Source organism: Flavobacterium notoginsengisoli (assembly GCF_042686225.1).
In the GTDB taxonomy this organism is placed as follows: domain Bacteria; phylum Bacteroidota; class Bacteroidia; order Flavobacteriales; family Flavobacteriaceae; genus Flavobacterium; species Flavobacterium notoginsengisoli.
On sequence record NZ_JBHUOT010000011.1, the window covers coordinates 222,343 to 239,739 of the forward strand.

Annotated in this window: 17 protein-coding genes; 7 read left to right on the top strand and 10 right to left on the bottom strand. The window is 33.4% G+C overall.

All coding sequences use genetic code 11. The features are described from left to right. Window positions 1–32: 32 nt before the first annotated feature. From ACFS3A_RS21930 to ACFS3A_RS21950, 5 genes are all read right to left on the bottom strand, one after another. Complete coding sequence (locus ACFS3A_RS21930; protein WP_379827701.1) at window positions 33–359, bottom strand: MGMT family protein; 327 nt, start codon at window positions 357–359, stop codon at window positions 33–35. Window positions 360–443: 84 nt separating this feature from the next. Next, window positions 444–1,082: a LysE family transporter gene (locus ACFS3A_RS21935; protein WP_379827703.1), complete on the bottom strand. Its 639-nt coding sequence runs from the start codon at window positions 1,080–1,082 to the stop codon at window positions 444–446. A gap of 42 nt (window positions 1,083–1,124) precedes the next feature. Further along, on the bottom strand, window positions 1,125–1,802 hold the full coding sequence (gene trmB, locus ACFS3A_RS21940; protein ID WP_109191485.1) for a tRNA (guanosine(46)-N7)-methyltransferase TrmB: 678 nt from the start codon (window positions 1,800–1,802) through the stop codon (window positions 1,125–1,127). 142 nt (window positions 1,803–1,944) lie between these two features. Continuing rightward, complete coding sequence (locus ACFS3A_RS21945; protein ID WP_109191486.1) at window positions 1,945–3,327, bottom strand: ammonium transporter; 1,383 nt, start codon at window positions 3,325–3,327, stop codon at window positions 1,945–1,947. A gap of 262 nt (window positions 3,328–3,589) precedes the next feature. Further along, window positions 3,590–4,078 carry a nuclear transport factor 2 family protein gene (locus ACFS3A_RS21950; protein ID WP_379827705.1) on the bottom strand — a complete coding sequence of 163 codons (489 nt, stop codon included), beginning with the start codon at window positions 4,076–4,078 and terminating at the stop codon, window positions 3,590–3,592. 202 nt (window positions 4,079–4,280) lie between these two features. On the opposite strand from ACFS3A_RS21950, the gene ACFS3A_RS21955 reads away from it, so the two are divergent. Next, the gene (locus ACFS3A_RS21955) at window positions 4,281–4,943 is read left to right on the top strand and encodes a hypothetical protein (RefSeq protein WP_379827707.1); all 663 of its coding nucleotides are present in this window, start codon (window positions 4,281–4,283) and stop codon (window positions 4,941–4,943) included. A gap of 170 nt (window positions 4,944–5,113) precedes the next feature. On the opposite strand, the gene ACFS3A_RS21960 is transcribed toward ACFS3A_RS21955, so the two are convergent. Then, on the bottom strand, window positions 5,114–5,428 hold the full coding sequence (locus ACFS3A_RS21960) for an HPF/RaiA family ribosome-associated protein (protein ID WP_109191489.1): 315 nt from the start codon (window positions 5,426–5,428) through the stop codon (window positions 5,114–5,116). Between the two features lie 227 nt (window positions 5,429–5,655). Between ACFS3A_RS21960 and ACFS3A_RS21965 the strand changes: the two genes are divergently transcribed. From ACFS3A_RS21965 to ACFS3A_RS21975, 3 genes are read left to right on the top strand one after another with little or no spacing between them, the layout of a single operon-like run. Continuing rightward, window positions 5,656–5,862 (top strand): helix-turn-helix domain-containing protein, encoded by a 207-nt coding sequence (locus tag ACFS3A_RS21965; protein ID WP_109191490.1) that lies wholly within the window; start codon window positions 5,656–5,658, stop codon window positions 5,860–5,862. Window positions 5,863–5,888: 26 nt separating this feature from the next. Further along, window positions 5,889–7,337 (top strand): McrB family protein, encoded by a 1,449-nt coding sequence (locus tag ACFS3A_RS21970; protein WP_109191491.1) that lies wholly within the window; start codon window positions 5,889–5,891, stop codon window positions 7,335–7,337. Beyond that, window positions 7,334–8,692, top strand: a complete 1,359-nt coding sequence (locus ACFS3A_RS21975; RefSeq protein WP_379827709.1) for a hypothetical protein — start codon at window positions 7,334–7,336, stop codon at window positions 8,690–8,692. The genes ACFS3A_RS21970 and ACFS3A_RS21975 overlap by 4 nt, the downstream gene beginning before the upstream one ends. 50 nt (window positions 8,693–8,742) lie before the next feature. Here the strand turns inward: ACFS3A_RS21975 and ACFS3A_RS21980 are convergent, their stop codons facing one another. Then, a complete protein-coding gene (locus ACFS3A_RS21980) occupies window positions 8,743–9,210 on the bottom strand; it encodes a hypothetical protein (protein ID WP_109191493.1) in 468 nt (155 codons plus the stop codon). 107 nt (window positions 9,211–9,317) lie between these two features. Continuing rightward, the gene (locus tag ACFS3A_RS21985) at window positions 9,318–11,792 is read right to left on the bottom strand and encodes an AsmA-like C-terminal region-containing protein (protein WP_379827711.1); all 2,475 of its coding nucleotides are present in this window, start codon (window positions 11,790–11,792) and stop codon (window positions 9,318–9,320) included. Window positions 11,793–12,035: 243 nt separating this feature from the next. Here ACFS3A_RS21985 and trxA point away from each other — a divergent pair, with 243 nt between their 5' ends. Then, a complete protein-coding gene (gene trxA / locus ACFS3A_RS21990; RefSeq protein ID WP_008466289.1) occupies window positions 12,036–12,353 on the top strand; it encodes a thioredoxin in 318 nt (105 codons plus the stop codon). A 243-nt stretch (window positions 12,354–12,596) separates the two neighbouring features. On the opposite strand, the gene ACFS3A_RS21995 is transcribed toward trxA, so the two are convergent. Then, a complete protein-coding gene (locus tag ACFS3A_RS21995; protein WP_379827712.1) occupies window positions 12,597–14,678 on the bottom strand; it encodes a tetratricopeptide repeat-containing sensor histidine kinase in 2,082 nt (693 codons plus the stop codon). Then, on the bottom strand, window positions 14,675–15,382 hold the full coding sequence (locus tag ACFS3A_RS22000) for a LytR/AlgR family response regulator transcription factor (protein WP_379827714.1): 708 nt from the start codon (window positions 15,380–15,382) through the stop codon (window positions 14,675–14,677). Before ACFS3A_RS22000 ends, ACFS3A_RS21995 begins: the two co-directional genes overlap by 4 nt. Window positions 15,383–15,576: 194 nt before the next feature. On the opposite strand from ACFS3A_RS22000, the gene ACFS3A_RS22005 reads away from it, so the two are divergent. Both ACFS3A_RS22005 and ACFS3A_RS22010 read left to right on the top strand, forming a co-directional pair. Continuing rightward, window positions 15,577–16,116 carry a hypothetical protein gene (locus ACFS3A_RS22005; protein WP_379827715.1) on the top strand — a complete coding sequence of 180 codons (540 nt, stop codon included), beginning with the start codon at window positions 15,577–15,579 and terminating at the stop codon, window positions 16,114–16,116. A 40-nt stretch (window positions 16,117–16,156) separates the two neighbouring features. Then, entirely contained in the window at window positions 16,157–16,738 is a 582-nt protein-coding gene (locus tag ACFS3A_RS22010; protein WP_379827716.1) for a hypothetical protein, read from the top strand. Window positions 16,739–17,397: the final 659 nt, after the last annotated feature.

Sequence of the window (17,397 nt, forward strand, 5' to 3'; positions counted from 1 at the left end):
TTTAAAACCTTGCAGGAAGAGCTGCGGAATTCTTAAGATTCAACTTCAGGCTTCCAAAAGTGTTTTTCTAAATCGACAATTTGATTGTCTACAACTTTGATTCCTTCGTTTTCTAAAAGTTGCTGCATTAAATTAGTTCCGTCAAAATGGTGTTTTCCAGTCAAAAGTCCTTTTTGGTTTACTACTCTATGCGCCGGAACATCATCCATATTATGACAGGCATTCATGGCCCAACCGACCATTCTTGCTGATCTTGCAGCACCTAAAGCTTTTGCAATTGCACCATAAGAAGTTACTTTCCCGTAAGGAATTTGTCTTGCAATTACATAAACTCTTTCGAAAAAATTTTCTTCAGCCATTTTTTAAATATTTTACCATTAACCTATGAAGTTAAATTAAGATAAAAAACTTCATTTCTCTTAATTTCTTAATGGTTTAATTTTCTAACCGAAATAGTAATTTAAAATATTAAAAAGTGTTGCAAGTGCAATCAAACCAGTAATGCTTCCGATGATTTTATTCATATTTCGCATTAAGTAATCGGTTTTCTTTTCTATTCTTCCAAAGAAAGCAATATAGCTATACAAAGCAGCAAACGATCCTAAAACAGACCCTAATACAAACGTTAAGATAATATTGTTTTCGAATACAAAAAGATGGTATGAAGCCAAAGTAACACTTACCACAACATAATATGGAATCGGAAAGAAATTCAATCCCGAAAGCAGCATTCCAAGAAAAAAACGACTTTTTTTACTACTCTTTTTAATTTTCGCTTTTTTCTTAGTCTTGGGGTCTTTGGCAATAAATAAAAAGTAAATCGTCAGGATAGAAAAGATTCCAAAACCAGCCTCTCTCAGCAAAGTTACCACATCTGGCCTGTTGTCTATAACTCTGGCAAAAAGAACCGAAACATAAACCTGAAAAAAAATAACGAGAACCGCGCCAATAACAAACCATAAGGCATTCTTTTTTCCTTCTTTCAGGTTTATTTTGGCTGCTGTCATATTGATTAATCCAGGAGGAATAATCCCAATTGCGGCGGCAATAAATCCAGAAATAAAAGGAGTAAATAAGGCCATTAAGTTGATTTGTAAGTTGTAAATTCAGTTTTAAATATCAGACTAATCTTTAATTTTGAAACGAATATACGTAATTGCCTTGTTAATTTCTAAATATTGTTTTTCATAAAACGTCTGAATCGAAGTTACAACTTCCGGGCTTCCCTCGTTTTTGTAAACATTATGATTCGCATACAAAACCTCGTGTCCTTCTCCATGAAGTAAACCAAGTGTATAGCCGTGCATAAATTCGCTGTCGGTTTTTAAGTTTACGACACCGTCTTTTTTAAGGATCTTTTTGTATAATTTCAGGAACTCAGAATTGGTCATTCTGTGTTTTGTTCTTTTGTATTTGATCTGCGGATCCGGGAAAGTAATCCAGATTTCGTCTACTTCGCCTTCAGCAAAAATATGATTGATCAACTCGATTTGTGTACGAACGAAAGCCACATTATGAAGACCGTTTTCAACAGCAGTTTTAGCACCACGCCAGAAACGGGCACCTTTAATATCAATTCCGATAAAATTTTTGTCCGGGTATTTTTCAGCTAATCCAACAGAATATTCTCCTTTTCCACATCCTAATTCTAAAACTAAAGGATTATCATTTTTAAAGAAATCAGAGTTCCATTTTCCTCTTAGAGGCATTAAATTGCCTACAACTTCTTCTCTTGTTGGTTGAAAAACGTTTTGAAATGTTTCGTTTTCTCTGAATCTTTTAAGTTTATTTTTACTTCCCACTTTTACTAAAAATTTTTGGCAAAATTAAGCAATATAAACGAATGAAAATAGCGTAACTAGCTTTAAAAGTTTTCAGCCACGAATTCACGAATTTTATTTTTTTAATAATCCGTGAATTCGTGGCTGAAAAAAGAAATATTTTTTAACCGTAATGAGGTTCAGTAATGGGTTGTGCTTTTGGATCAAGAGATTCATCGTGTTGTGATAAATCCAGTCCCATTTGTTCTGATTCTTCAGAAACTCTCAAAGGAATAATGAAATTGGTTACTTTAAATAAGAAATAAGCACCAAAGAAAGTAAAGATAGAAACTAGAACTAACGCCATCATATGATGTCCGAAAACGCTCCATCCTCCGTGTAGCAAGCTTGCATTTTCACCATGAGCAAAAATCGCAGTCAGAATCATTCCCATGATTCCGCCAACACCGTGACAGGCAAAAACGTCAAGTGTATCGTCGAATCTTTTCGAATATTTACAATTTACAGCGGTGTTAGAAACCAAAGCAGTTATGAATCCGAAGAACATACTTTCTGGAACAGAAACAAATCCTGCAGCTGGTGTAATGGCAACAAGTCCCACAACAGCCCCAATACAAGCGCCTAAAGCAGAAACTTTTCTTCCGTTCATTCTGTCAAAGAAAATCCAGGTTAACATCGCTGCTGCAGATGAAGTTGTAGTCGTAGCAAACGCCATGGCAGCTGTTCCGTTGGCAGCAAGAGCAGATCCGGCATTGAATCCGAACCAGCCAAACCAAAGCATTCCGGTTCCTAATAATACAAACGGAATATTAGTTGGAATATGCTGACTGTTTTTTCTTTTTCCTAAAACAATAACACCCGCCAAAGCTGCAAAACCAGAACTCATGTGAACCACAGTTCCTCCGGCAAAATCTTTAACACCAAAATAACTTCCTAAAACACCCGTTGGATACCAAACGGCGTGACATAAAGGAGCATATATGAAAATGGTAAATAAACTAATGAAAACTAAGTAAGAGATAAAACGAACGCGTTCTGCAAATGAACCTGTAATAATTGCAGGACAGATAATCGCAAATTTCATTTGAAACAAAGCAAAAAGCATAAACGGAATCGTATTTGCCAATTGTTTATGAGGCAGAACGCCTACATAATCCATAAAAGCAAAAGTGGTCGGATTTCCGAAAAAGCTGTAAAAATGATCTCCGGAACCAAAACCAACCGGCTCGCCAAACGCTAAGCTAAAAGCCACTACAACCCATAAAAGTGTTACCACTCCTAAACAGATAAAACTCTGCAACATAGTCGAAATGACGTTTTTCTTTCCTACCATTCCGCCGTAAAAGAAAGATAATCCCGGCGTCATGATTAAAACTAAACAGCTTGAAGTAAGCATCCAGGCAACATCGGCAGGAACAATATGATCGGTTGTTCCGAATTCTGATAAAACATAACTATTTTCTGTTACTGTTGGCCAAAATGCACCAATTGTGCAAACGACACTGATCATAATAAAGGAAATAATCCAGCGTTTTTCTATTTTCATTTTAAAATACTTTGTTTAACCCTATTTTTTTTGGGGTCAAAGTTAAAAAAAAATAAAGATTATCGTTTTGAAGGCTGTTAAAATAGAGGTGTGGGTTTTATTTTGATTGATTTTGTAAAATACAGATCATTTTTTTGACAGTATCTTATTTTAAAGTTACAAAAAAGCACCGTTTTTGCCGAATTTATTAAAATTAATTTCTTAATTCGGCAGGTAAGGTGCTAGAAAAGTTATGTTTATAAAAAGAAATAGCTGAAATGTTTTATTTCTTTTGAAGCTTCGCGATCAAAGCGTCTTCAATTGGGGCTTTTATTTTAGTTATCGCATCCACCTCATCATTCGGAATGGTCATCGATAAAACATAATGCTGAATTTTCCATTCGTTCCCCACTTTAACTAAAACGCCCGAACCGCGGCAAATTTTCATCTGAGTATCTAGCAATTCATCAAACCAGGCTATTTTTCCGCTTTTATCAAAAAAGATATGACGTTCCAGCGCTTTGAAATTCCAGGTTGTTCCTTTGTCAAAATAAGGTTTTGCCCAGATTGCAAATTCTTTTTTGGTCCAGTTTTCTGTTGCATCTGTTCCTATGTAGATAGCATCGTCTGCCAGTGTATTGAAATACGCATCATATTTTACTTCGCCGGCTGCTTTATGCCACGCATCTAAAGTTTGATTGATTTTGTTTTTGTCTGCCTGAGCATTCGCTAAAGAAACGACGAATAAAAGAAGTAAAAGTGTTTTTTTCATGAGATATACTATTTGAGTTTAAAGGTATAAATTTTTTTAAATCCTAATAAATGATATAAAAGAATGGAAGCTTTTTTAATCTGTTTGGATTTCGAAATCAAAACAATTTAAAATCCTGTGTTTAATTATCATTAACATTCCTCATGTAATTTAATTTCTCAAAAACCACTATATTTGATTTTCAATAAAAATACCACCCCCGATGAATCCAAAACTACTTATAACTTCATTTGCCATAACGTCTCTACTATTTGTTTCGTGCAAAAAGGAATTAGAGCCGCAAGCAAGTACATCGACTTCTGAACTGGTAAGATTAGGACTTGCAAAAGATACTACTAAGGTCGCTGCTGCGCCAGCAACGCAAACTTCAATGAGCAATCCAAATACTGTTTTAGGAGAAACAAAAGGAATCAATCCGGCGCACGGGCAACCGGGGCATCGTTGCGATATTGCAGTTGGAGCGCCTTTAAACTCTGCACCAACACAACAAGTACAGGCAACTCAGGGACAAACCGTTCAGGTAAACCCAACACAACAAAAAGTGGTTACTACAACGGCTACTCCTGTTAAAGTTGCAAAAGGAATGAATCCGCCACACGGACAGCCGGGACACAGATGTGATATTCCTGTAGGGGCACCGTTAAATTCACCTGCGCCAAAAACAACTGCAACTGCAAACGCAGCACAAAGCGGAACAGCAACTCAGAGTTTTACGGTTACACCTCCGCCAGCGGCAAATCCGGTTCCTGCTTTGTTGAGTACGGAAGGCACAGAAGCTACAGTGGCAGACGGAATGAACCCTCCGCATGGAAAACCGGGACACAGATGCGATATTGCAGTAGGAGCGCCACTGCCAAAATCGTAAAGTAACAGAAAAATAAACCATATAAGTGATATAAGAAAATTTAAGATTCACTTGTTGTTAATAAAAAGAGAAGCCGAAAAGTAAATTACTTTTCGGCTTCTCTTTTTTGTGATATTAATTCTTTTCAGCAAGCTAAAATGAACTTATATCACTTATATGGTTTAAAAAAATTAATGTTCTTTTATTTTTTCGAAAGTTGTAGTCAACGACTTTTTTGCCTTTGCCAAAGCACCGCTAAATGCTTTTTCAAGACTTTCGGCATGTTCTGTCACAGTGATTGGCTGTAATTTTACAGGGCGAACCTCGATTACGCATTTTTTGTCATGCAAGCTGAATTTTTCTCCATTTTCGTCTCCAAAATGAATTTCTACGCGAGTAATTTTATCCTGAAAACGATCTAAGCTTTTTTCTGTTTCTGCAGCAAAATAGCTTTCTAATCTTGCACTTCCTTCAATGTTTTTGTCGGTGTTGATTTGTACTTTCATAATGCATAATATTTTAATGATTCATTCTCAAACTTATTTATTTTCGAGCTAAAAGACAAGTGAGTTAAGGAAATATTATGAAATCTTTTACAAATTTATTTTTCCTTGAAAAAAAATAAAAAATAATAATTTCTTGCCTGAAATTTTAATTAAGATTTTATATATATCTGTTAAAACCCGACTATACTCCGTTGTTTTAAAGTCTACATTTTCCAACTTTTGTTAGTATGGACATTAAACAAAGATTTGGGCTTAAAATTAAAGAACTGAGAAAACTTAATGGTTTATCTCAAGAAAAGCTCGCGAATTTAGCAGAGATTGATAGAACGTACTTACCAACAATTGAGAAAGGTGAAAGAAACGTTTCTATTGAGGTTGTAGAAAGGTTGGCAAAAGCTTTAAAGGTAAAGATAGCAGATCTCTTTAATGAATAATTATTGTAATTACTCAAATTTAAAATATGAGCACAGAAAAGATAGAAAAAATTAGGCAATTTATTAAACAGAAAGCCGAAGAATTTGGAGCAAAAAATGACAAAGAGTATAACAAATCTTATGTAGAAAGAAATAATACAAAACCAGATACTTTAAATGATAATAAAGCTTTTTTTGGATTTATTCATCCAAATGAAGAATTAACAGGAGCCTTTCATGATTTTTCTTTAACTATTTTTCCATGTGCTGAAGATAAATCTTGGCTAGTTTGTCTAGGTGTTGGTTCTGGTGGTTTCAAAAATGATTATGAGCTCGCTACATATCCTGGCTTAAGAAGGCTTTTTTCGAAACTTATTGATGAAAGAGGTTTTTGTAAAACAGATTTTACTGATATAGAAACAACTCTCCCGAATACTATTACAAATAGTGAAGAGCTTGCACATATTAAAAGAACTATAAACACTTACTCAAAAGTTTTGCCAGTCTGTCAGATTGTTGAAAAACCTGATAGTGAAGAAGGACGAAAAATAATATCTGCTTTTGTTGCAGGATATGCAAAACTTAGAAACTGGCCATCGAACAATGATCACCGTAAGGCAATATCAAAAGCTTTAAATTCATTTATCACAAATAAAAATACGAATGAAGTTGAAGAAATAGAGCGTTTATTGAATGATCGAAAGTATGTTGTTCTTCAAGGGGCTCCGGGAACTGGAAAAACTAGAACGACTAAAGAAATAGCTGAAAAAATCAATGCAAAAACTTTTTTTACTCAATTTCATGCTGAAACAAGTTTTTCAGACTTCATTTTTGGTATACAACCAAATTTAAATAACGAACAACTTAGTTATAAACAAAATTTAGGAATTTTCACTGAAGCTGTGAAATATGCTACTGAACATACAGATAAAGATGTACTTCTGATAATTGATGAAATAAATAGAGCTAATCTTTCTAATGTTTTAGGACCAATTTTTTATTTATTTGAACATAAAATGGACAAAATGAATGTAGAAATTGAGATTTCGCCTGATTTTAAACTAAATAATCTCCCAAGTAATTTTTATGTAATAGCTTCAATGAATACAGCTGATAGAAGTTTATCAGTAGTTGATTTTGCGTTAAGAAGAAGGTTTGCATGGTTTGATTTAAAACCAACACCGATCGAGGGTAAAGAAGAGGATTTAGGAAATTTAAAAGTGAATAAAATAAATGATTCAAATGAATATTTTTTCATTGAAGATTTTCTTAAAATAAATCAAATTTTTGACTGGTATGCTTCAAGTTCTGAACTTTCATTACAACCTGGTCAAGGTTATTTTATTGCAAAGAGTGAAGAAGAAATGAAAAGCAGAATTCAATATGAAATATTTCCATTAATAAAAGAATATTTACAAGAAGGATTAGTTAGAAGTGCCAAAGAAGAATTTAATAATTATTTTAATAAACGTATAAATAAATCACTTTTTGAATGAGTAAATCAATAGCTGTTTTTTTTGAAATGCCTTGCTTAACTGAACAATCGGCACAGTTAAATTGGGTTTATATGCAAAAAAAAGGTCTTAAATTAGATAAAAGATTTATTGGTCAAAGCCTTCAAAAGTTTGTAGAATATAATACACCACTATTCAAATTTATAGGTATTCAGCCTATTATAATTGGCACCGATCAAAATACATCATTAATTTTTCGCTCAAATGGTTACATTGGGACTATACCATTAAGAGAACCTGAAACAGGTAAACAAATTGGCGATTTTGTAGTTATGCCTAGATTTTCAGGTAATGATCGTTTTGAAGATTATATTGAAATTTTAGATTTACTTGGTTCGGAAATAAGCCCTGAAATAATTGATAGTTTGACTTTGGCTTCGGGTAAAATTTTTAGACCGCCATTATATTTGGAAGCTGTAAAATTTATTGCTTCACTTGAAATATTATTATCAAAACCTTGGAGTAAATTTGATAACATCGAAAAAAAATCTAATCAACCATCAGGACAAATAAATTGGAATAAATATTTTAGAAGTGAATATAAAGTGGAAAGTCGATTGAATTTTCCTGTTCGAAAAAATATTTTAAGTGAATTACATAGTGAATATTCTGAAGTACGTTATGTATTTGATATATGTAGGAGTGAGTTACTTTCTTCAAATACCCCAAACAGAATTAAAAGTATAATGAAGACAAGAATTAATTCTATTGAAGAAAAGTTATATTTCCATAAACCTAAAAAGACTAATAATATCTTAGTAAGATCATCTGACAGTATAGATGTGAAATCTTGTAAAGAACAGGCAAATAAAATATTAGATTTTAAACTAATTAGTTCTACAGCTTGGCGTGTTGATTTTTGTGATGTTTTTGAAAAATTTGTTCAATATATCTTTAAAGAAGTTGCAAAAGAATCAGGTGGGAAGTTATTTTCTAATTTTAAATTTCATTCAAAAACTTCAAAATATTATTCTTGGGAACTTAAACATGTAGAGCCAGATGCAATTTATCAAAAAGAGAATTTTCTAATATTCATTGATGCTAAATATAAATCGAATCTTTACAATAAGTTTGTTAATAGTACAATTTTAAAAGATGATTTTAGACATGATTTACATCAGATAATGAGTTATTCTTCTTTTAGTAAGACAGAATTAAAATATGGATTTTTATGTTATCCATCTGATCAATTAGAAATAAAAAAAATAGAGTATAAAAACAGGATTAACGAAGTTGTAAATATGGTTTTTGTGCTTGGTTTGCCATTAAAAAAAGATAATATTAATGAAGCAAAACAATTATTAAAAAGAGAACTTAGCAAAATCCAAATTATTTAAAGTCATTAGAACTGCAGAAATCTAAATTATAATTTTAGATTCAACTTTATTTATGAAAGATCTTCAGGAAAAACAATATTAAAGTAATTTTCAAAAGCCTTGCAAAGTAATTCTTTGTCAACCTCAAATAGTTCGTTCCTGATATTCCAATTTTTTATGTATTCTTCGTCTTGTTCGCAAATCTCTTCTCCAAAAAGTTTTCTAGTTAATATGTCACTCAGTAAAACATTATCACAGTGAGAGTAATTCGGGTAGTATTTTTCTATAAACAACCAATAATCAAATTTATCTTCGTCTTCTTTTTCTTCAGTAATTCTTTCTTCAGATTCCTTAATAATTTCAAATTCAAGCCAACCCATTACTTCTCCAATTCCTATATAAAATGCATTTCTTTCCTCACGAGATTTAAAATTGTATTTTTTCAAATTGATTATTTTCTCATAATCATTTAAAGGTTCGTTATTATGAAACTTTCTTACTTGCTCTTTTCCAAAAATTATCTCTGCTAAATATTTCATTTTTTTGATAGATGAGTTTTACTCTTTACGATTAAGCAAATGTAATTTAGTAAGTAAAAGTGACCCGCTTACAATTGGCCTCATTTAGAAAAAAAGATATTTTTAAACTACGATTTTCCCCTCTTCCCCCACTTAACCTTAATCTTCCCCTCATTATCATAAGCAATCAAATGCAGGACAATTCCACGTTCGCGAACGGCTTTACGTTCTGCTTTAGTTGCCAGTTGAGCATCATTTTTAGAATTTCGAAGCGGAATCGTAAGTGCGAGATTCGTGCCCCGGCCGAAAGAGTAAATTCCGTCTATGTCGAAGTTCAGGACGCTGGAACTTATGGTGAGTTTATTAATATCGATCTGTTCTCCGCGCAGATTCAGCGAACCGGATAAATCGCTGAACGTAATATTCTCGACATCGCGAAGCGGAAAAGCAAACTTGCCAATTTTCATAATCGGTTCAAAGTTAAGCAGGGCGCCCTGGTTGACGGTAAAGTCTAATTTTCCTCTCATCGAATTCACAATTAAATCACCTTTGCTGCTCATTAAACCGGTAACATTAGCGTTGCTGCTTAGTCGTCCTTTGATGTTTTTTGGACTGAAAGATTTGATTCCGAAATTGTTGAAAGACCGTAAAAAACTTGCAATATCTACGCGGTTTACCTGAGCTGTTGAGCTAAAAATATACTGGTTACCACTGGGCAGAATCGCTCCGTTGAAAGCAATGCTTCCGCCGGAAGTTTGTAATGTTCCGTTTTTGAGCAATAATTTAGAATTCAGCATTTGTAAGGTTGCTTTTGTATTAGTTGCTGTAAGCGAACCGTAAGTGATTTTATCAGCTTTAAGATTGATCACAGCGGTGCATTTCTCGATTACTGATTTCAGCTGATTTGTAAAATTGACATTCTTCTTTTTAACTGTTTTTTTCTGAATCGTTTTCTGTGCCGGAGAATTCTTCAGAACACCTAAGAATTGTTTCACATCGATATTCGGACAATAAATATTCCAGTTTACGACCATTTTTTCCGGTGCATCGTAATATAAATTCAGGAAATTATCAATTTTTCCGTCAATGCGAATGATATTGTTTTTGTGTTTATAGGCTATTTTTTTAATGTAAAGCGCCTGTTCTGTAAACGATAATTGTACAGCTGTTTTTTCGGCATGAATGTTTTTGGGAAGATAATCAAATGTGGCATTATCGATATCGACTTCACCTGTGAAACGGGGTTTGTTGATGTATAAATCGACAATATCAAACTGAAAATTTAAATTGGCTTTGGCGTGTCCGCTTTCAAAATGAAGGATTTTTTCATTTACCATTCCGTTTAGTTTTGAAATATCAAAATCAGCATTTACGATTCCGGTGGCGATTGGTTTTTCGAGATTGTTGATAACGGCTTGTGCAATAGTCAGCGGAATAGTCGCGTATTCGGCTTTGAAATGTTTTAGAATGATTGCAGAATTCGGATCATTAAAACCTTTTTCGGGTTTAAAATTATTGGTAAAAATGCCTTTGAAACTGCAGTTGGTAAACAAACCGTCGGGAATCGTTAATTCGTTATTTCGAATATCAGCCTGAACCACAATTTTCGGATCGCCTTCAACATTCAAATCGCCTTTAATGTCACAGTTGACTTCAATTGGTTTTTTCAAATCAAACTGATTGAGTTTAGAACTGATATTCGCAGAAAGCAAATTAGAAGCGCTTCGCCATAAAATATGGGTTTCGATATTGATTCCGAAAAGTGAATTTTGTTTTCCGATATTAAAGAAAGCCTTAATATCAAAAGCATCAGAACCAATTTTAAGCTTCTGGGTTTTAATATCAATTTTTTGACTAGCTTCAGCATACGAAATATCAAAATTTCCTTCCAATACTTTTTCTTTGGCAAAACTTCCATGAACCGTATTAAAAGCGAGGCTGTTTATTTTGGTTTTCAAATATAAATTAGTCTGCCAGTTTTCGCCGTCATAATTCACTTTCGAGTCTAAATTGGCTACAGCAAAATCAAATAATTTGTGCCCGAGATGATTGTCTATCGTAACATGAACATTGTTGAGGTTTACTTCGTCAATAGTCGTTTCGGGTTTTTCTTTATTGGTTTCCGTTTTCTTCTTTTTGGGCTTAAAGATGTTTACGTTCGAATATCCGTTTTCAGCTTTATAAATATAAATCTCGGCATCATTAATTAAGATTTTATGAATGTTGATTTCTTTCTTTAGTAAACTTAAAATGTTTAAACGCGCTTCTATTTCTTTGGCTTTTAATAAAGTATGTTTGTGACTTTGCCATTGATTGTCTTTCAGTTCTACTTCATTTAAGGCTAAAGTAAAATTTGGAAAACCAGTCAGAAACTTATAATGGAAATCGGTTATGTGAAATTTCCCGTTGATATTTTCATTGATTTTATGGTTGACTTTCGCAATAATTTCCGCTTTGTTCTGATTGAAATAAATGGATAAAGCACCACAGGCAAGAAGGAGCAATGCTATTAATCCCAGAATAAAAAATCCAAAACGTTTGGCATATTTTTTAAACGGATCAGATTGAAGAAAGGTTTTTATTTGAAGTAAAGTGTGCTGCATTTTAAATTAAATCTTTGGAGTATTAAAGATACTACAAAAAAGATTAACATTTTATTAGGTTGGTTTTCAGTTGAATATGTTGTAAATTGAAATCTAAAAAAGTTTCATATAGTTGATAATTAATGACAATACATTTATAATGAAAACTAATTTAGTAATCGTGTTTGATTTGTTTTAAATTTTTAAATTTGTACTGTAGTTTGAAAGTTAATCATTCAAACCTAATTTTAATCTAAATATATTATGGCATTAGCAATAACAGATGCTACTTTTGATGAAGTAGTTTTAAAATCAGATAAACCAGTAATGGTAGATTTTTGGGCAGCATGGTGTGGTCCTTGTAGAATGGTTGGTCCAATCATTGACCAATTAAGCGAAGAGTACGCTGGTAAAGTAGTTGTTGGTAAAGTAGATGTAGATGCTAACCAGGAATTTGCTGCAAAATATGGTGTGCGTAACATACCAACCGTTTTGGTGTTTCAAAATGGTGAAGTAGTAGGAAAACAAGTAGGAGTAGCTCCGAAACAAGCCTACGCAGATAGCTTAGACGCTTTATTGTAATCTTTTAAGGTTGCAATTTATATAAAAGAGGTTTGACGAAAGTCAAGCCTTTTTTATTGGGATATTTTTTTAAACACATAGAAACATAGCTTTTAGAGACTTGGTAGAAGGCATTTCATTTGTTTAAAAAAGCATAGAATTAGGTTTGGTTAGATCTTGTGCGTAAAGCTATGTGCATTTAAGTTAAGTGAAACGCCTTTTACGCACAAAGAAATACTATGTTTCTATGTGTTTAAAATAAACTTATGCGTTAAAAATTATAGTAAAAGTAGCTCCTGCATCGGGTTTCGAGCAAACTTCGATTTTGCAATTAATAGCTGTTGCAAGATCCCGAATTAAATGAAGACCCAAACCAGATTTGATTCCGATAACTTCAGATTGATCGTACAAGGCTTTAAATTTTTCCTGCGTTCCACCAGGGCCATTATCGGTAATAGAAAGATATTTTTTCTGATTTTCCTCCCAGGCTTTCCAGACGATTTTGGCATTTGGTGTTTTGTCCAGAGCTTTAATTGCATTTCCGGTAAGGTTTCGGATGATGGTTTTTAGATAGTTTTCGTCTGTTTCTAGAATGATTTTTTCAGGGTTTTCAAATACAATTTCGATATTTTCTATATTCGAAAAATGTTTTTCGGTTTCTTCAAACAAAACGGATACTTCAGTTTTTCTGGGTTGCGGTTTAAAATTTTCCATTTGTCCTTTGCTCCAAAGCAAAATATCTTCCATTGAAGACAATAAGTTTTCGGCACCGGTTGTAATTTTTTGCTGCATTCGTAGAGCAGTTTCTTCGTCTATCAGGTCTGGATTTTCTTTTTGAAGATGCAGAAAATGAATTAGATTCGAAATCGGACTTCTTAAATCATGGTTTAAAATACTAAAAAAACGGGCTTTAATTTTATTGGCTTCATCCAGTTCCTGATTTAAAGCCTGAAGTTTGAGATTGGTTTTCTTTCTGTTCTGACTTTGTTTCAGTAACAACAATCCGATAATGCAGACCAAAGTAATTCCCGAAATTAAAAAAATACGTTGCTGTTTTGCTTCTTCAATCTGAATGTTTTTAATAGCATTTTCTGTCGAAAGATTTTTAATTTTCTGTTGTTTGGTCTTGTTCTGAAAACGGGCTTCGGCATTAGCAATATTTTTTTTAGCCGATTGCTCCATCATTTCATCATTATTTTTGCTGTAAATTTCATTATAATAATAAGCTTCTTTCCATTGCCCGAGAGCGGCAAAACTTTCGGAAAGTTTTTTATTAATCATCACAAAAGATTCCTTGTCGTATTTTAAAGCTTTTGTTGATGCTTTTTTTAATACTTCAATTGCTTTTTTATGTTCTCCTTTTTCGTTTAAAACCTTTCCATAATTGGTATTGGCTTCCATTATAATGTCCGGATCATTTGACTTTTCGGCAAACGAAACAGATTTTCTGGCAAAATCATACGCTTTGTTAATATTACCCTGGTCCGTAAAATATTCTGACATGCTTCTATTGGCAAAACTTAAATTGATATAAAGGGAATCTTTTGCCGTCGGATAAGTATAAACGAGATTGTAATACTTATGAATACTGTCTTTTTGTTTTAATGCCACATAACTGTGTAGGTAATAATTGCACAAATATGCTCGTACATAAGGTGAGTTTTTTAAATAGGGTCTTACTTCATTAAAGTATTCAATAGCTTTTTTAAACTGCTTCATTTTGGTGTATGCGCTTCCAATCTGAAGATAAGAGATGCCAATATTTTCTTCATTGGCTAAACTTTTCCGGAGTAGTTTTTTATACGAAATCGCTTTTAATTGATAATTGATAAAGGTTTCATATTCGGCGTTATTCTGATAATATTCCGCTAAACTTCCGTTTAAGACCGCTTTTGTATAAGTGCTTTTTGTAGTATCAACAACCTGTTTGATATATTTTATTAAAGATTTACCTTTTAATGTATCCTGAACCGAATAGTAAACATAATTAAGACGCATTAAAGCGGTTGTTTCATTTTTAAGATGTCGACTTTTTTGGGCATATTTCCAGGCTGTTTCAAAATTTACTAAAGCTTTTTGATATTGATTATTAGTAAACTCGTAGCCCATTCCTTTTAAAAGGTAAAATCGGCTTAAGTATGCTTGTTTATTTTGAGAAATTGCAATTCCTTTTTCGGCAGCAGGTATGAGTTTAGAATAATCTTCGGCTTCTAAAATCTTATTTGTGTATTGTAACCAGACTTTTAGTTTTTCGTCTGTAGTTTTATAACGCGCTAAATTAGGTTCCTGCTGTGCAAAAGAATTCAAACTTATAAAGAATAACAGCAAGAACTTGAAGATTCTCATGCGATTAGATTTAAGTTTTCCTTGTAACTTCTTCCAATCGGAATTACAGCATCATTATTCAATACAATTTCGTTCGAATTGATTTTCTGCACGTATTGTTTCTGTACCGCATAACTTCTGTGAATACGAACAAACGATTGAAAATGATCTTCCTTTAAAAGATTTCCGATACTCGAAAGTACACAATGTCTTTTGCGTTCTGTAACGACCAAAGTGTAATCTTTTAAAGCTTCGAGATATAGAATTTCATGAAGTTTTACTTTGGTTTGTTCGTGACCTTCTTTAATATAAATGGTGTCGCCGCCAATACTGGCTTCAAACAAAGAAGCTTTTAGTTTGATTTCCATAAACTCTTCGATGCGGTTTATGGTTTGTGTAAAACGATCCAATTTTAATGGTTTTACAATAAAATCGAGTGTTTCAATCTGAAAACTTTCTACGGCATGTTCCGGATGTGCAGTTATAAATACGCAGACAGGAACTTCGAGTGCTTGTTTTCTAAATTCAATACCGTTTAAACCTGGCATATCGATATCGAGAAACAGTATATCAATTTTTTGTTTTTCTAAAAATGGGACAGCTTGTTCAGCCGATTCAAAAACACCTAAGATATCCAGAACAGGAAATTTCCTGGCATAAGAAACCACCGTAAGTCTGTCAATTTCGTCATCGTCAACAATAATACAAGAGTATTTTTTCATCATTCAAACTGAATTTAGGTTGTCTGTCTATTTAAAATGTTGTTCGTCTATTGGCTGTTTTTAGCTTGAACTTATTGACGCAAATTTGTTTTGAAATAAAATCATAAGGAAAAAAATGCCCTTACTGATTTTTGCAAAAGTAAAGCTATTGAATTAAAAAAGAAGTATTTAATCAAATTTTTAAAACCAAATATGTTATGAAATTTTCAAAAACCATTATTACCATTTTTTTATTAGCCATTTCAACAATTTCATGCAGCGGCGATGACGGAGCAGACGGAACAAATGGAACAGACGGTGCGCCAGGGGCAACAGGAACTGCAAATGTAATTTACAGTGCATGGATGACAGCTCCTGCAGCAGTTGCAGAAACTATAGACGGAACTTCAGGATTATCAACTACTATTAATGCTCCGGAACTATCAGCAGATATTTTAGCAAAAGGAACTGTACTTGTTTATATGTCTTTTGGAAGTGGAACTTATCAGCTTCCGTACACATCAACTGCAGGAGGAGCGGTAAATACGGTTACACCTATTTTAAGCCTTCAGAAAATTAAATTGTTCCGATTTAAACATGTTGGAGACGGAACTACAGTAGGGCTTCCTACAACTTTAAACTGGCGTTACATCTTGATTCCGGGAGGTGTTCAGGCGGCGACTTCCAAAACGGCTAAAGTAGATTATTCTAAAATGAGCTACGAAGAAGTTTGTGCTTATTTGAAAATTCAGCCTTAATTATTTCAAACGAAACCAATAAAAATCAATACTAAATATCATGAGAGCTTTTAAAACCATATTTACGATTTTACTAACTGCCGCTTTAGCCATTTCGTGCAGTAGTGATGATAAAGATAATACTCCAAAATTTGAAACCGAAAACCCGTTAACGGCTTATTATACAGCAACAGGCTTTAGCACTGTAACCAATTTTGTAAACTCTGGAGATTACGAATTCGGATTAGCATTTACGCCAACTGTAAAAGGAAAAATAAAGGCGATTACGCTAAAACTGCCCGCGACAAATTCCAGTGTTCGTGTCACGATCTGGGACTATACGGCAAAAACAGTATTGCGTTCTGAGACTTTAAATGTTGCAACGGCTGATGTTGAAGTGAAGAAAGAAATCAGCGAACTCGCTTTAGATAAAGATAAAAAATACATGATTACCATGAACTCAAATGACTGGTACAAAAAGAACAAAGCAGATCTTACCAATGTTACGTACCCAATAACTGCCGGAAACATTAGGATTGATGAATACAGATGGATTTCTGGTACTGCACAAATTTTCCCAACAAATGTTTCGGCAAATTACAACGCAGGAGATTTAAGCTTTGATTTTCAACAAACAGAATAATTCTTTTTTTGGATAGCTTTGAATTAGTAAAGGAAAAGGTTTGACAATTGTCAGGCCTTTTTCGTTTTATAAAAGTAAAACAACTCTTTTTTAAACTTCGGAGTTCGCTAAGCGTTTTTGAAATTAATTATAACACAAAGCCCGCTAAGATTTACGCAAAGGAAACAAAGTTTTGTGGAGTAAATCTTTAGATTAAAAGTTCGCAAAGCTTTGTCTGGATAAAGCTTCGCGAACTTAATATTTAGATATTGCCTGCGCTTCAGATTAAAATGTCTTAGCGCACTTTGCGTTAAAAAACTGCTTGTTGTCTAACCGCAAAGCCCGCTAAGATTTACGCAAAGCCCGCAAAGTTTTGTGGAGTAAATCTTTAGATTAAAAGTTCGCAAAGCTTTATCCAGACAAAGCTTCGCGAACTTAATATTTAGATATTGCCTGCGCTTCAGATTAAAATGCCTTAGCGCGCTTTGCGTTAATAAAACTACTTGTTGACTAACCGCAAAGCCCGCTAAGATTTACGCAAAGGAAACAAAGTTTTGTGGAGTAAATCTTTAGATTAAAAGTTCGCAAAGCTTTGTCTGGATAAAGCTTCGCGAACTTAATATTTAGATATTGCTTGCGCTCCAGATTAAAATGTCTTAGCGCGCTTTGCGTTAAAAAAC